We start from the raw sequence: 16,068 nt of genomic DNA on the forward strand, positions 1-16,068 counted from the left end.
ACAAAAATGGCTGAACAAAAACACACAGATAAACGATTACGTCATAAGTTCTCGCAATTCTTTTGGAGAGCATGGGCAATTCAGACTTCGTGGAACTATGAAAGTCAAATGAACATGGGTTTTATGTATGGTATGGCACCAACAATTGATGAGATTTATGGTGAAAATCCTGACACTCCAGAAAAATTGCAGAAGAAAAAGGATGCATACCACCGTCACATGGCCTTCTTCAACTGTACGCCACAGTTAACCTCATTTGTTTTGGGATTATCGTCGGCGATGGAAGAAGAGTATGCGGCTAACCCAGATACTTTTGATCCTGAATCAATTAACAGTGTTAAGACTTCATTGATGGGACCATTGTCAGGAATTGGCGATTCTTTCTTCCAAGGAACGATTAAAATTATTGCTTTTGGTTTGGGGATTAACATGGCGCAGCAGGGAAACCTGTTTGGTCCAATCTTGGCAATGATTATCTCCATTATCCCTTCAGCAATAGTTACTTACTGGGGTGGTAAGTGGGGTTACCTACAAGGTAAGAAGAATATCCAGAAATTGATCAGCAACGGTACAATCAACCGAATCATGTCATTAATGAATGTGATTGGATTAATGGTTATTGGGGCGATGATTGCGACAATGATTGGAATTACAACCCCAATTAAGTTTGGCAAGAGTTTTGTTTTACAGACTACATTGGATTCAATTTTCCCACAAATGCTTCCATTAGCCTTTACATTCGGCATGTTTTACCTAATCAAAAAGAAGGTAAATACCGCTTGGATTATGGTCATTTGTATTGTAGGCGGTATCCTGCTTAGCGTATTAGGGATATTTAATTAATTTATTGGTAATTAGTAATTTTAGAGAATATATTTTAGGAGAAAAAATTATTATGGATTTTGGAAAAGTTAAAGCAATTGTCGAAGACATTAAGTCAAAGCAACCAGGAATTGATCGTGTAATGTTCGTTGGCTGTGGTGCCTCAATGGCAGATTTGTATCCTGGCTATTACTTCATTGCTCATGAGAGTACTAAGTTATTGTCATCAATTCAAACAGCTAATGAATTTAATTACGACACACCAAAAGGAGTAGGTGATCACACTATCGTTATCACAGCTTCTTTAGGTGGTAGCACACCAGAATCAGTTGCTGCAACTAAGAAAGCTAGAGAACTTGGTGCACATGTTGTTACCTTGTCAATGGCTGAAGATTCACCAATCATTAAAGAAACTGAATATAAAGTTGTTCACGGTTTCCAAGAAAATTATGCTGCTAAGACTGAAAAGATGACATATTGCTTGGCTTTAGCAATTGAAATTGTTAAAGAATTTGAAGGCTATGAATTTTACGATGAAGCCCTAGCTGCCTTTGATGGTATGCCAGACTTAATCCAAAATGCAGTTAAATCAGTTGGCCCAGCTGCTAAAGAATTTGGTGAAAAGTATAAAGATGAGAAGACAATTTATGTATTGAGTAGTGGTGCTTCACTTGGCGTTGCATATTCAACTGCTTCATTCCTCTTTATGGAAATGCAATGGATTGCGGCTCCAACTGTTCACTCTGGTGAATACTTCCACGGTCCATTTGAACTGACAGAGAAAGATGCGCCATACTTGTTATTTATGAATGATGGTAAGACACGTCATTTAGATGCTAGAGCATTAACCTTCTTACAAAGATTTGATGCACAAATCACAAATATTGACGCTAAAGACTACGGCTTAAACGAAATTGCTAGTGAAAATGTCATTGATTACTTTAACCCAATGATTCATACAGGTGTAATGCGTGTCTTTGCTGAAGAATTAGCTAAGGCAAGAAAGCACCCATTAACTAAGCGTCGCTACATGTGGAAACTTACTTACTAATTAAAACAATAATTATCAAAAAGGATCCTATTTTAAAAATAGAATCCTTTTTTCTTTTCTAAGGGTTTAATACTTATCCTACAGTTAATAAAATGAGAGGACATTTTAAGATGGAAAATAATAAGGTAAACGAAGCTGTCAAACTAGCAGCAAATCATCATCAAGGAAAAATAACCAGTATTTACTTTACTGCATGTGGTGGTTCGCTGGTTGATTTTTATGTTTCAAAGTATTTTTTAGAAGCAGAAGCTAAAACAATAACTACTGGTTGGTATAATGCAAGTGAATTTGTAAATGTTCCACCGGCAAAGTTAGGTAAAGATTCGATTGTATTTATTTGCTCACACAGTGGTGATACAGCTGAAACGATAGAAGCAGCCAAAATTGCTCAAGAAAAAGGTGCATTTACAATTGGTTTGACTTTTAATAAAAATGCTAATTTACTGAAATATTCGAATGCTAAAATTATTTATGAATGGGGTAATGAGGAAGAAGTCGTCAACAACCCGATGGCAATTACACTAGATGCAACAGTAAAACTGCTACAAAACTTTGAAGACTATCAATATGCTGCAGATTTTGACGATGGTTTTAAGAAGATTGATACTGTGATTTCAAGAGCAATCAGACAAGTACAACCGAGAACAAAGAAGTTTGCACAAGTTTATCAAAATGAGACAATGTTTTATGTTTTGGGAAGTGGACCGTCTTTCGGACATGCATATGGATTCTCTATCTGCTCGTTAATGGAAATGCAATGGTTAAACTCTTCTGCCATTCATTCTGGTGAATATTTCCATGGCCCTTTCGAAGTTACTGATAAGAATCTTCCTTATATTTTATTAAAAAGTTTAGGTAGAACGCGTGTATTAGATGAACGTGCCGAACGATTTTTAGCAAAGTATGCACAAAAAGTAGAAGTTGTTGATGCTAAAGAACTTGGTTTGGATTTAATTGACGATAAAGTTTCAGAGTACTTTAGTCCAATTTTGTTTTATACTGTTCTATGTGAATATAGAGCTAAATTGGCTGTTGTCCATGATCATTCATTAGACGTAAGAAGATACATGGGCAAGGTGGAATATTAATATAGGTAGTGGTGACTTTAAGTGAAGGAAACGGGTTCTTTATACTCTCAAGTGATGGAAAAGATAAGACAGAAAATTATTAGTGGGGAATATCCAGTTAATAGTAAATTGCCAAATGAGTTTGATTTAAGTGAGCAATTTGATGTTAGCCGTGTTACTTTAAGAAAAGCAATTAAAGGCTTAGCTGATGATGGGTTGGTGGAAAAGATTCAAGGGGTTGGAACTTTTGTCAGACAGCCACAGAAAGTTAAACGCATCGTTAGTTCTTCGGCCGTAGAGAGTTTTTCAGAAATAGCTGAAAAAGAGGGCTTTAAAGCTAGTGTCGAAGTAGTTAAGGTCAAGGAAGTAGAAACACCTGCTGAATTAAAGGATGTTCTTGAAAGTCGTAGAGCGCTGTTTATCGAACGGGTCCATTCGGTCAATGAAGAACCAATTATGCTTGAATGTAATTATTTTCCCTTACCTCGTTTTAAAAAGTTGAAGGACGAAGATTTACATAAGTCTTTGTATCAAATATTGCGTGAAAAATATCAAATCGATAAATTGAATTCACGTGACATGATTATTAGTGTTGCATTGGCAAGCCTGAGTGAAGCAAAGCTTTTGAAAAAATCGATTGGTTTTCCCCTACTACTTTTGCAAGTTTGTGTTGAAGACGAGAATCATCAGGTGGTTCATGCTGGTCAACAATATGTTATTTCTGATCGATATGAATTCCATGTGTAGTAGAATATGATTCTTATCATTGGTATTTATAAAAGATGCAAAAAAGTTGATTAAGGAAATAAAGTGGTAATAACGTATAATTAGTTTTAGAATTAAACATAAACCATAAAGAGCCGTTAGGTAAAGAATACTCTTGAGGAAGATAAATGAAGAAAAGTAAACTTGCCCTTGTCGCGATTAACCTTATTTTTTTGGTAACTGTCCCAGTACTTGGATTGACTGAGTCAAATCAGGTGGCAGCAGCTACTGTTAAAGGCTATGTTAAAACTAGAAGCAATAAAAAAGTGCGCTTATACACGATTAAAGGCAAGCACTCTAATTTTTATGCAAGTCCAAAGTATCGTTATCCATATAGTTCGAAAAAGAAAATTGGTAAGCAAAAGCGTGTAGCATACAAAATTGGTAGTAATTCCCACTGGATTTTAGCCAAGGATGCGACTGTGATAAAACAACCGAGTCCTGAAAAATATGTTCAAGCACAGCTACAAATGCCAGCGGGATATACCAAGCTAGAGCTGTTACAAGCTTATCAGGGCAATCCTAGTCAGGCTTTTATCAATGCCTCAATTAAAGGGATGAAGACTAATAGCTTTAGTCGCATTAGTGCAGCTGAAAATGAAGAAGATAACCATAATATGGTAGACTTGGCTAAACCAACACCAGAGCAAATTGATACTTTAACCACTTTTTCACTCCGCTTAATTAATCAGGCTAGAAGCCAACTAGGTCTTGAATTGTGGCAAGACAGCGTTGGTGCACGAAAACTAGCGCGTGACATAGCAATCCAATATACTGAAAATAATAAAACAATCAAGGATAGCCATTACGTTACTGGGATAGTTAAAGCATGTAAGTCCAATGGACTAAATCTTGATGATAATTATGTCGAAGACATGGCAGGTTTTTATAATCCTAATAGAATAATGTCAATGACAGAATTAAAGAAAAGCGTTTATTTTGGCTTGAAACAAATGATTTTTGGCTATACAGGTAGTGGTGAAGAGGGTCGAAATGATCGCAGCAACTATCAAGAATGGGAACATGCAGGCGACCTATTTAATACTCAAGGCTCTCTACATGATGGTGATTATAACTATTATGGTTTTAGCCTTTCCCATAATAATGATATTTGCTCAATGCACTTTATCAGTGTTCCAACTTATATTGTAAAAAATAATACGTATAATACTGGCTTTAAGCCATAATGAATTTGTAAAGAAGATAGTCGAAATTTGACTATCTTTTTTGTTAGCAAATAATAAAAAATGCTAAAATTAATTATCTTGAATAAAGTGAGGGTTAGAAAATGCCAACTTATATTAAATTAGCGCAAAAAAGCGATTTACCAGAAATAATGAAGATAATTGACGAAGCAAAGCAATTAATGAAAAACGATGGTACTCCTCAGTGGCAAGAAGGAAAGCCTAATGAAGCAATATTATCTGATGATATTGAAAAAGAACGTGCATATTGTTTAATGGTTGATCACGATATTGCAGGAATTGCTATTTTAATGACGCCCCCTGAACCGACGTACAAGCAAATTGAAGGTGAATGGAACAATGATGTTGATCAATATGCGACAATTCACCGCATTGCGATTTCGACTAAGTTCCGTGGCCAGCATCTAGGAAAAATTTTTATGTCCAACTTAATTTCTCGTGGAATGATGCTTGGAATACATAATTTTAGAATCGATACACATGCTGTTAATAAGAGAATGCAAGGTCTAATTAAAGCTACCGGCTTTGAAGAACGTGGGGTTATTTATATTGATCAAACTGAAAACGGTGCTAGAAACGCTTATGAATTAAACCTGTAGTTTTAGCTGAGTTAATAAGGTAATTACGGATATAAAAAAATAATTTTCCCTCTTGACTTACGAACAACATTTTTCTATACTATTAAATGTTGAGCGAACAAGTAAAAGCTCAAAGGAATGGGTTATAGCCAAGTGGTAAGGCACTAGTTTTTGGTACTAGTATGCGCTGGTTCGAATCCAGCTAACCCAATTGTTCTTACGAACACCCAACCCAAATAAAGGCAGTTCATTTAATTATGAACTGCCTTTTTTATTGTGAAAAATCAACTAAAAGGAAGCACTAGTAGTATTTTATAACCAATTGTTGTTAATTGTTTGTAGCGGTACAGTTAAAAACTGTTCGAAATTTATTCATGCTTATTTGTGAATGGAAATCTAATTTTTTAGGTTGGACTAAATTTTTTTTATATTAATATATACTTTGAGCTTGTAAATCATAAAGTGTCCCATATGGAGGTAAAGATATGAATGAGGAATGGTTACCGGATTTATTACAATTTGTTCCAAATATGGAAATTGCCCAGAACTATCTAAAAGACAATTTTTTTTTAAGAGATATACTAGACTATAATCAAGTTAGCAAAAACAAAAATTCAAAATACGATGAAGATGAAGGTACTATGCTAGACGAGAAGTTAGAACCACATGTCTTCTTTATTTCTTGCTTTACTGTTTTGAATCCATCTTTTTTTGATGAAAAAGGTGGTCTTAAGAAAGAAGTAATAGATGGATTAAATCTTGGAAATGTAGATAAAGATGGAAAGACAATCGAAAGACCTTTTATCACTATAAGTAGTAATAACTTTAAAAAGCTTACATGTAAGTTAAAAAGAGCATGTTCAGTTTACTTTAAAAAGCAAAACATTATAAGTTCTGAACTTGTCACTAGAGGCGTAGAGTACTTAAAGGATAGTTGTTATAACAGTCAATCCATTAAATATAGCAAAAAGTTAGATGAATTACCTCATAGTGTATTGGGGGGAAAACGAATACTTGCTGTGACTCGATTTAATAAGCAGCAAAAAGAGACTTATGAAAAATGTATGAAATTCCTATGTTGGACAAAAAGATGCTCCTTTTTTAGACAGAATGAATATAGATTTATGATACTTTTATATAGTGAAAAATTAAGGAGCTCTGAGTTGGAAATTCCAATTCCTGATTTACACAATCTTATAAAAGTGCATGAATATAGTGATATATATAAAATTACTAAAGATAATCTATAACTGCCTATTAAGAAACAATGCTGTTTAAAGACGAAAGCAAGGATTGCCAAAAGTTCTTTGAACAAAAAAACTTTATTTATAATAATTTAGACTAAATTATTTCAGCCAAATGGCAATTCTAGTGAAAAGTACATATAAAGGGGTTAGTGACAAATCCACTAGACGACAAACATATATAATCTATTAAGCAATTGATAGCTGCCTGATATCAGCGACATTAAAAGACAAGAACAAGTATATAAAAGCAGCCTTTTATTTTTTCGACAGGAGAATTATATCTTAATATAATTAAGGTTATTAAACGGGCTAAATATAGATTTTATTGTAAAGAGTTTCACTGATATATAAAGAAAGCTGTGTTCCACAACGTCATGTATTGGTAATTGACGTATACTTTTGATTTAACGTTCTGCGATATTGTTTAGAATTTCATCATGTGTTTATTAATTCGATATTGATTTGACGCTTAATAAAAGGATTTATATAAGCATAGCTCCGATGATGTTATAGATATTATTATACTCATATCGTTCAAAAAAGATAAAAATAAAGTTGTGGATAAATTATTTAAGTACTTAAACACTTAGTGAAAATAAAAAAAGAGTAATACGCGGAGAGCCATTTTGTAGTTAGTTTTTAAAGCGCTGGAGTAATAATGATTTAGACTATAGTGTGTTAACCCAAATAAAGGCAGTTCATTTAATTATGAACTGCTTTTTTATTATAAAAATTAATAACAAATTAAATAAATATGGTAGAAAAATAATTCCGTTAACTGTATAATTTAAAAAAAGCAAGAAAACAGAAGTTAGGGTGAAACATATGGTTAACTTAATTAATTACACTAAAAAAGGTCTAGCAGATCTTCCTTCAAATCCAATTTTGAAGTTTTCCGATTACGCAAGTAAGATTCCTGATGTTATCAAGTTCACTTTGGGTGAGCCTGATTTCGACACACCAGAGCACATCAAGCAAGCTGCTATCAAGAGTGTTACTGATAATCACTCGCACTATGCTCCATCAAATGGAACAATTGGTTTGCGAAAAGCTGCAGCTAACTTTTTGGCTGAAAAATATGGTCAAAAGTATGATCCAGAAACTGAAGTTTTGGTTACTACTGGTGTTTCTGAATCAATTTTTGACACAGTTTTAGCGTGTCTTAACCAAGGCGACGTGATGGTTGTGCCTACTCCTGTTTTCCCACTTTATATGTCTGATGCTAATATCATTAATCAAGGAGTAGAAATTGTTAAAGTTGATACTTCTGATGATGGCTTCAAGTTAACACCAGAAAAATTACAGGCTGTGCTTGATCAATATGGTGACCGTGTTCGGATGCTAGTAATGAACTATCCTACTAATCCAACAGGGGTAACTTATACACAAGATGAGCTTGATGCATTAGCTGATGTGATTCGTGACAAGCCAATTTTTGCCTTGTGTGATGAAATTTATAGTGAACTTTGCTACGACGGTCCACACGCTTCAATGGAGAAATCATTGCATGACCAAGTTATTGTGATGAATGGTGTCTCAAAGGCATGGGCAATGACCGGATACCGGATTGGAATTGTTTGTGCGCCAAAGGGAATTTTAGAACAAATCGCTAAAGTGCACCAGACAATTGTAACAACAGAACCAACACCAATGCAGGATGCGGCTGAAGAAGCTTTTAAAAATGGGATGGATGATTCCAAACCAATGAAAGAAGAATTCCAAAAGCGGCGCGACGTTTTATATAAAGGTTTAACTGAAATTGGCTTTGAATGTGCAAAACCTGAAGGTGCCTTCTACATCTTTGCTAAAATTCCAGAAGGACTAGAGCAAGACGATAACAAATTTATTTATGACTTGGTTGATAAAGCTCATGTCGCTGTTACAAGTGGTTCATGCTTTGCAAAAGGTGGTGAAGGCTATATCCGTTTCTCATATGCAGTTGCCATGGCAGAGATTGAGGAAGGCCTAAAACGAATTGCAAAATACGTTGAAGAATATAAGAAGTAAAATAGCATAATTTTTGCTTGCAATTACGCATGTTTTTAGATAAGATAATTAACGTGCGTAACGGAGGAGTAGCGAAGTGGCTAAACGCGGCGGTCTGTAAAACCGCTCTCTCTGAGTTCGGCGGTTCGAATCCACCCTCCTCCATTATCAGTGGGTTATAGCCAAGTGGTAAGGCACTAGTTTTTGGTACTAGTATGCGCTGGTTCGAATCCAGCTAACCCAATTAAGATTACAAACTAAAGGCAGCTCTTGATAGTTGCCTTTTTACTTTCTTTTATTGACTGTTTAAAATACAATTTTCATGCGAGAACAATGGCTTGGCACTGAAAAAGAGTAGGATGATAGCTAGTTTGCTTTTTAACTAAGAAAGGAATTTTATGTCGAGACTAGTTAAAGTTGGGGCTGGAGGTAGTGAAATCGGCTGGCACGAAGCTTTAAAAGATTTACGTGCAGATGATGTATTACTTCTAGAACCGGGCTTTTATGAATTACCACAGGATACCCTGTTTTCAGACATTACAGTTAAGGGTACTGGTAGTTTGCCAGAAGATACGACAATTCTTGGCTATGTTAACATTGCGGCTGATAGTCAGTTTGTTAACTTAGAGAATTTATGCATCAATACTAATACAGATTCAAACAGCTTATTTGTGCCCGCTGAAGCAAACACTTATTTAACATTACGCAATTGCATAATTAAGGGTTATGGCAACGATACAGCAGCTATTGCTGCTAACGGTAAAGTGACCTTAGAACTGTATTCGACCATGATTTTAAATGGTTCACTATCTATTTTTGCAAACGCCGATTTTCGCTTAGAAATGAATGATTCTTCAATTGAACATGTTTCGGAAGAATTTGGTACTTTGGCACTTGAGGGTCACGGTACGGCTATTATTAACAATTCTCGTATTCATGGTAGTATTGATACTTTTACAAAAACAAATGCGGAAATTGATTTAAATAATTCCGTTACAAATTCAATGCTGCTTCAGGGTGAAGTTTGGCTGAATATGTTGAACAGTAAAGTCGTATCCGATGATGATACTTCTATGTATATTACTGATAAAACGTGGGCTAACATCATTGGTTCGGATTTTAATGGTGGAATCTATCTCGATAAAACTCCGCACGTGATTATTCAAAACAGCCAACTTAACCGAATGATCGCAGTTAATGATACAGAAATAACAATGATTAATTCTATTGTAGTTAATCATGCTGACTTTCAAGATAAGGCAAAGTGTTCGGCACGCAGAGTGACTTTTAATGGCGGGGCTGAGTACCAATACTTTTTAGCGCTTGGTGATCAAGCGTTTTTAGAAGGTCATGACCTGATTTTTAATTCTAACGGGGCGGATTTGGCAGTGAAAGATGCAGCCAAGATGCATGCCAGTGTGATTGCCAGTAGTGATGACTCGATTGCTGTTGAATGCAGTCAAGGGGCTAGTGTGCAACTTTTGGGTATGAAGTGGACCAACAAGAAAAAATAGCGTCAAAAAATTAATTTGATTTAGCTTGGCTAAAATAGACCAATTTGGAATATAATATGGTCATACATGGAGGTGTGATAATTGGAAGAACCAATGTACATCAAAATTCATAATCAAATAAAACGTGAAATTGAGAATCACGTATACAAAGTCGGCAGTAGAATTCCAGCCGAACGACAATTGGCGCAAAAATTTGGTGTTTCGCGGATGACTTTACGTCAAGCAATCAAGACACTTGAGGATGAAGGAATCCTTGAACAGCGCATTGGGAGCGGAACTTATGTGGCTAACCAAAAAGTTCAGGAAAAAATGTCTGGTATCATGTCCTTTACCGATATAACTCATGCTAACGGACAAACACCCTCAAGTAAGCTGATTTCATATCGAATTGGTAAGCCGTCATTGTCAGAAACTGAACGTCTCGACTTGGCTCCTAACCAAGAGGTCTTGCGAATGGAGCGTATTCGCTATGCCGATGATGTGCCTATTTGTTATGAGGTTGTAACTATACCACAGAGCCTGATTGCGAAAATGTCCAAGGCAGATATTTCATCGCACCTCTACCAAACGTTAGAAAAAAATGGTTATAAAATAGGTCGAGTAACAGAACATATTTCTGCTGCGATTGCTAATGAAAATTCTGCCCGTTTACTTGATGCCAAAAAAGGCGAGGCGCTGATTACACGTCTGCAAGTAACTGAGCTCTCCACTGGATTACCTTTTGAATATACCAGGGCCAGCTATGTAGCTGATCGTTTCGAATTTACTTTTTCTAAATAAAAAAACTCTGAACTGCTTTAATTATGATATGCCGCCCAAATTTGGGGGCATATCATTAGCTTAGTTCAGAGTTTTTTATTTTAAATCTTGTTTGATTTTAGTAGAAGAGATTCCAGGTGTACGAGGCAAATAAACGACGTCACAATATGATTTGAGAAAATCAAATTTACCTTCCCAGTCATTACCCATTACAAAAGTGTCAATATCATACTTTTGAATGTCGGTGGTTTTTTGGTCCCAGTCTTGTTCTGGAATAACTTCGTCAACATAACGAATAGCTTCTAAAATAAACTTTCGTTCGGCGTAATTGTTGTATGATTCTTTATGTTTTTGCAGCTCATTGAATTCATCGGTCGAAAGACCGACGATCAGGTAGTCACCTAGCTCACGAGCGCGCTTTAGTAAGCGAACATGACCATAGTGCAATAAATCAAAAGTGCCATAAGTGATAACTTTTTTCATTTGTAGTGTTACTCCTCTTACTTCGACAACTAAATATTATCATATTTATAGAAAAGGTAAAACATAGTCCGAAATATCAAATTGTCTGCTAAAATAAGGTAAATTAATCGCAGGAGGAAACTAACATGAGTAAAGTAAGCGTTTTAGGCGTTGACTTTGATAATAAGAGTTTCAAGCAATTTCAGAATGAACTTATCGGTCGGATTAATACTCACCAATCTACCTTTGTAGTAACTGCAAATCCAGAAATTGTCATGTCAGCGAACGAAAATCCCGAATTTATGAAGATTTTGAATTATGATGCGGATTATGTCACTCCTGATGGAATTGGCGTGGTTAAAGCCGCTAAAATACAGGGAACACCATTAAAAGAACGAGTAACAGGCTATGATTTATTTTCTTGGCTAATGAAATTGGCTAACGAACGTAGCCTAAGGGTTTACTTAATTGGGGCTAAACCTAAGGTAATACACGCAATTCAAACTAAAATTGCGCGTGAATATTCTGATATCCAGCTGGTTGGTGCAGAAGACGGCTACTTTAAAGATGATTTAGAAGTAGTTGCATACCAAATTGAGCGTGCTGAACCAGATTTGGTTTTTGCAGCCCTAGGATCACCTCGACAAGAACAACTGCTTGATATTTTGCGTAAAAACCTATTACCTGCTTTGATGATGGGCGTAGGTGGCAGTTTTGATGTCTTTTCTGGAATGGTTAAACGGGCACCTCAAGTCTGGCAAAAAGCACACTTGGAATGGTTTTACCGTTTGCTAAAAGAGCCATCACGCTATAAAAGAATGGGAAAGATTCCTAAATTTATGGTAGAAGTTTATAAGTCTAAAAAGGATCGAAGATAAGCATGAAAGTTTTGCATGTTAATGCTGGCCTCGAATCTGGTGGCGGGTTAACGCACATTATTAACTTATTAACTGAAGCTAAGCTGCAAGGTAAAGATTTTACGTTATTATGTTTAGCAGAAGGACCGGTGGCGAAAGCTGCAAGGGAGGCAAAGTTAAATTGTCATGTACTAGGCTCAAGCAGTCGCTACGATTTGACCGCTCTCAGGCGCTTAGCTACTTTTATCAACGAAGGCAATTATCAAATTGTGCACACTCATGGTGCGCGTGCCAATCTTTTTATGGGGCTAATTAAACGCCGAATTACTGCTAAATGGTGCGTAACAGTTCACTCTGATCCATATTTAGATTTTGAGGGAAGAGGACTAGCAGGTAAAGTTTTTACCAAAACTAATGTTAAGGCAATCAGGGCAGCAGATTGCGTATTTGCGGTAACGCAGAAATTTGCTAATTTACTCACAGAACAAGCTCATGTTGATGGAAATAAAGTTCATGTCATTTATAACGGAACTTTTTTTCATGAAGATAGCGACATCCCAGCTAAGTATGAACACCCACATTTTAATATTGTTAATGTTGCGCGAGCTGAAAAAGTTAAGGGCCAAGAACTGCTACTAAGGGCTTTAAAAAAGTTGGATAATCAAAATGTTCATCTATATCTTGCCGGTGACGGTACACAACTAGATAGCTTGAGGATCTTAACACAAAAACTGGATTTGGGTTCACAGGTAAATTTTCAAGGTTTTATGACACATAAGCAATTAAAGCATCTTTATCGCCGCATGGACCTGGCTGTTTTAACATCGTATTCGGAAAGTTTTCCACTTGTTTTGCTAGAGGCTAGTGACAACTTGCTACCACTTCTTTCAACAGCAGTCGGCGATATTAAAAAGATGATTCCGGATGGACAACACGGCTTTGTTGCCGAAGTCGGGAATGTTGATTCAATTACCAACGCTTTAAACAGTGCTGTCGCTATGCCACCAACCGAGCTTAGACAGATGGCTGAACGTGAAAAGAAATATGTTGCGGCTAACTTTTCTCTGGCACAACAATTAGCAAGTATTGAAAAAGTTTATCAAACACTGCTAGCAGTGCATTAAATTGTTTAAACTGGGATAAGTGGTTATAATTAAGAACAAAAAAATTTATTGTAATCAAGTTAAGAGGACACAATGTTTTACCAAGAACTAGACCAAGATGATTCTTTAACCCTACATACTGATTTGTACGAAATCAATATGATGTATACCTACTTTAAAAAGGGGATTTCCGAACGTAATGCTGTTTTTGAAGTATATTATCGTGAAGAACCATTTGGCAATGGCTATTCAGTTTTTGCGGGCTTAGAGCACGTAATACTATATTTAAATAATCTGAAATTCAAAGAAAGTGATCTCGAGTATCTAAAAAATGAAGTAGGATATGATGATGACTTTATTGACTACCTGCGCAATTTGAAAATGAAATTGACAGTGCGCTCAATGAGTGAAGGTGAAATTGTTTTTGCCAATGAGCCTCTTCTTCAAGTAGAGGGACCGCTTGCGCAATGTCAATTGGTTGAAACGGCAATTTTAAATATTATAAACTATCAAACATTATTGGCTACCAAAGCAGCAAGAGTGAAATTGGCCGTTCAAGGCGATGGCGTAATGGAATTTGGTACGCGTCGTGCACAAGAAACAGACGCTGCAATTTGGGGAACTAGAGCTGCATATATTGGTGGTTTTGATTCCACTAGTAATGTTCGCGCGGGAAAACTATTCGGTATCCCAGTTTCTGGTACACACGCACATTCACTTGTTGAAGCCTTTGGCAGTGAATATGAAGCATTTAAGGCTTACGCCGAAACGCATCATGATTGTGTTTTCCTAGTTGATACGTATGACACGGTCAGAAGTGGTGTTCCTAATGCCATTCGAGTAGCAAATGAAATGGGCGACAAAATTAATTTCCAGGGTGTTCGAATTGACTCTGGGGATATGGCCTACATTTCAAAACAGGTTCGTCATGAACTAGATGATGCGGGCTACACGGACGCAAAAATTTATGCTTCAAACGATTTAGACGAGACAACTATTACTAGTTTGAAAATGCAAGGTGCCAAAATTGACGTTTGGGGAATCGGTACTAAGTACATTACCGCTTATGATCAGCCTGCACTCGGTGCTGTTTACAAGCTAGTATCAATTGAAGACGACAGTCACCAAATGCGTGATACGCTCAAAATATCTTCAAATGCGATTAAGGTTTCTACGCCTGGTAAAAAGCAAGTTTGGCGTATTTCTGCTAATACTGCTAAGAAAAATGAGGGTGATTGGGTTGCACGTGCTGGAGTTGATCCAAGAAAATTTGATTCACTTTACATGTTCCACCCGCAATATAACTACATTAATAAAGTCGTAACTGACTATACTGCTGAGCCACTGCTAAAAGATATTTTTAAAGACGGCAAGTTAGTATACAAGCAACCTAAATTGATTGAAATAAAACAGTTCTGCGCTGCTAATTTAGACGGCTTGTGGGATGAATATAAACGTAGCCTAAATCCACAGGAATACCCAGTTGACCTCTCACAAGATCTATATGATAGTAAAATGAACTTAATTCAAGATATTCGTAACCATATTAATGAAGGAGAATTAGGTAAATGAGACCATTGCAAAAAGAAATAATTGCCTATGAACATGTTTTACCAGAAATTGATCCCAAAAAAGAAATTAGACGATCCGTTGACTTTCTCAAGGATTATTTAAAAGCCAATCCATTTTTAAAGTCTTATGTTTTAGGAATTTCAGGCGGACAAGATTCAACCTTAACTGGTAAATTATGCCAGATGGCAATTGCCGAAATGAGAGAAGAAACTGGCGATAAGTCATATCAGTTTATTGCAGTGCGCTTGCCATGTGGTGTTCAAGCTGATGCCCAAGATGCAGCTGACGCGGTTGCTTTCCAAAAACCAGATCAGGATTTGATTGTTAATATTAAGCCTGCTGTTGATGCAATGGTTGCTAGTTTAAATGAAGCTGGACAAGAAATAACTGATTTTAATAAAGGCAACATTAAAGCGCGTGAACGGATGGTTGTGCAGTATGGCATAGCTGGTGCTAATAATGGTGCTGTTGTTGGAACTGATCACGCAGCTGAAAACTTTAGTGGTTTTTACACAAAATATGGCGATGGTGCGGCTGATCTTACGCCTCTTTTCCGTTTGGACAAGCGACAAGGTAAAAAAATGCTCAAAGAACTTGGTTGTCCTGAGCATTTATACTTAAAGACTCCTACAGCTGATCTGGAAGAAGACCAACCAGATCTTCCTGATGAGACAGCTTTGGGAGTAACGTATCAAGAAGTTGATGATTACCTTGAAGGACGAGAAGTGTCAGACGAGGCCGCTGAAAAAATTGAGGCACTCTGGCGAAAGAGTGAGCATAAGCGCCGCATGCCAGTTTCGGTATTTGATGATTTTTATAAGCACAAATAAAAAGTGGTCTAAAAATAACAAGATTAATTTGCAAACTCAGTATGTGAATAAGCTGCTAGATCTGCTTATTATGCATTGACAAAGATTGTGCAAGTAGTACAATTACTGTTAACTTAAGATATGTTTTTTAAATTAACAGTTCAAAGAGAGAGCTAATTGGTGAGAAGGGCTTACTGTTATTTAAAAAATGCTCCTTATAGATTTAACGAATAAAAATAATTAAGAGGTAACAAACACTGTTGCAATTGAG

General features: G+C 36.3%; 15 protein-coding genes and 3 tRNA genes. 17 read left to right on the forward strand and 1 reads right to left on the reverse strand.

Annotation, left to right across the window (positions count from 1 at the left end; translation table 11 throughout):
* Positions 1-6 precede the first annotated feature (6 nt).
* From CRG87_RS04460 to CRG87_RS04520, 13 genes are all read left to right on the forward strand, one after another.
* Complete coding sequence (locus CRG87_RS04460) at positions 7-843, forward strand: PTS system mannose/fructose/sorbose family transporter subunit IID (protein WP_074426359.1); 837 nt, start codon at positions 7-9, stop codon at positions 841-843.
* 52 nt (positions 844-895) lie between these two features.
* A complete protein-coding gene (locus CRG87_RS04465; RefSeq protein WP_074426360.1) occupies positions 896-1,873 on the forward strand; it encodes an SIS domain-containing protein in 978 nt (325 codons plus the stop codon).
* A gap of 110 nt (positions 1,874-1,983) precedes the next feature.
* The gene (locus tag CRG87_RS04470) at positions 1,984-2,961 is read left to right on the forward strand and encodes an SIS domain-containing protein (RefSeq protein WP_074426361.1); all 978 of its coding nucleotides are present in this window, start codon (positions 1,984-1,986) and stop codon (positions 2,959-2,961) included.
* Between the two features lie 21 nt (positions 2,962-2,982).
* A complete protein-coding gene (locus CRG87_RS04475; RefSeq protein WP_109715162.1) occupies positions 2,983-3,687 on the forward strand; it encodes a GntR family transcriptional regulator in 705 nt (234 codons plus the stop codon).
* Positions 3,688-3,833: 146 nt separating this feature from the next.
* Entirely contained in the window at positions 3,834-4,892 is a 1,059-nt protein-coding gene (locus tag CRG87_RS04480; protein ID WP_074426363.1) for an SEC10/PgrA surface exclusion domain-containing protein, read from the forward strand.
* Positions 4,893-4,993: 101 nt separating this feature from the next.
* The gene (locus CRG87_RS04485) at positions 4,994-5,509 is read left to right on the forward strand and encodes a GNAT family N-acetyltransferase (protein ID WP_074426364.1); all 516 of its coding nucleotides are present in this window, start codon (positions 4,994-4,996) and stop codon (positions 5,507-5,509) included.
* Between the two features lie 118 nt (positions 5,510-5,627).
* A tRNA-Gln gene (locus CRG87_RS04490) sits at positions 5,628-5,699 on the forward strand.
* Between the two features lie 274 nt (positions 5,700-5,973).
* The gene (locus tag CRG87_RS04495; RefSeq protein ID WP_074426365.1) at positions 5,974-6,738 is read left to right on the forward strand and encodes a hypothetical protein; all 765 of its coding nucleotides are present in this window, start codon (positions 5,974-5,976) and stop codon (positions 6,736-6,738) included.
* An 822-nt stretch (positions 6,739-7,560) separates the two neighbouring features.
* Positions 7,561-8,742, forward strand: a complete 1,182-nt coding sequence (locus tag CRG87_RS04500; protein ID WP_074426366.1) for an aminotransferase class I/II-fold pyridoxal phosphate-dependent enzyme — start codon at positions 7,561-7,563, stop codon at positions 8,740-8,742.
* 62 nt (positions 8,743-8,804) lie between these two features.
* Positions 8,805-8,886: transfer RNA gene (locus CRG87_RS04505), tRNA-Tyr, on the forward strand.
* 7 nt (positions 8,887-8,893) lie between these two features.
* Positions 8,894-8,965 (forward strand) — tRNA-Gln (locus CRG87_RS04510).
* Positions 8,966-9,119: 154 nt separating this feature from the next.
* A complete protein-coding gene (locus tag CRG87_RS04515; RefSeq protein ID WP_074426367.1) occupies positions 9,120-10,235 on the forward strand; it encodes a hypothetical protein in 1,116 nt (371 codons plus the stop codon).
* An 81-nt stretch (positions 10,236-10,316) separates the two neighbouring features.
* Positions 10,317-11,015, forward strand: coding sequence for a GntR family transcriptional regulator (locus tag CRG87_RS04520; RefSeq protein WP_046306117.1), 699 nt, complete (start codon positions 10,317-10,319; stop codon positions 11,013-11,015).
* 75 nt (positions 11,016-11,090) lie between these two features.
* Here CRG87_RS04520 and tagD read toward each other — a convergent pair whose 3' ends face one another.
* On the reverse strand, positions 11,091-11,477 hold the full coding sequence (tagD, locus tag CRG87_RS04525) for a glycerol-3-phosphate cytidylyltransferase (RefSeq protein ID WP_074426368.1): 387 nt from the start codon (positions 11,475-11,477) through the stop codon (positions 11,091-11,093).
* Between the two features lie 125 nt (positions 11,478-11,602).
* Between tagD and CRG87_RS04530 the strand changes: the two genes are divergently transcribed.
* From CRG87_RS04530 to nadE, 4 genes are all read left to right on the forward strand, one after another.
* The gene (locus tag CRG87_RS04530; RefSeq protein ID WP_074426369.1) at positions 11,603-12,334 is read left to right on the forward strand and encodes a WecB/TagA/CpsF family glycosyltransferase; all 732 of its coding nucleotides are present in this window, start codon (positions 11,603-11,605) and stop codon (positions 12,332-12,334) included.
* Positions 12,335-12,336: 2 nt separating this feature from the next.
* Positions 12,337-13,437, forward strand: a complete 1,101-nt coding sequence (locus tag CRG87_RS04535) for a glycosyltransferase (RefSeq protein WP_074426370.1) — start codon at positions 12,337-12,339, stop codon at positions 13,435-13,437.
* Positions 13,438-13,509: 72 nt separating this feature from the next.
* A complete protein-coding gene (locus CRG87_RS04540) occupies positions 13,510-14,988 on the forward strand; it encodes a nicotinate phosphoribosyltransferase (RefSeq protein WP_074426371.1) in 1,479 nt (492 codons plus the stop codon).
* The gene (gene nadE, locus CRG87_RS04545) at positions 14,985-15,818 is read left to right on the forward strand and encodes an ammonia-dependent NAD(+) synthetase (protein WP_074426372.1); all 834 of its coding nucleotides are present in this window, start codon (positions 14,985-14,987) and stop codon (positions 15,816-15,818) included. The genes CRG87_RS04540 and nadE overlap by 4 nt, the downstream gene beginning before the upstream one ends.
* Positions 15,819-16,068 lie beyond the last annotated feature (250 nt).

Origin of the sequence: Lactobacillus apis, assembly GCF_002837055.1 — a bacterium.
Classification (GTDB): Bacteria; Bacillota; Bacilli; order Lactobacillales; family Lactobacillaceae; genus Lactobacillus; species Lactobacillus apis.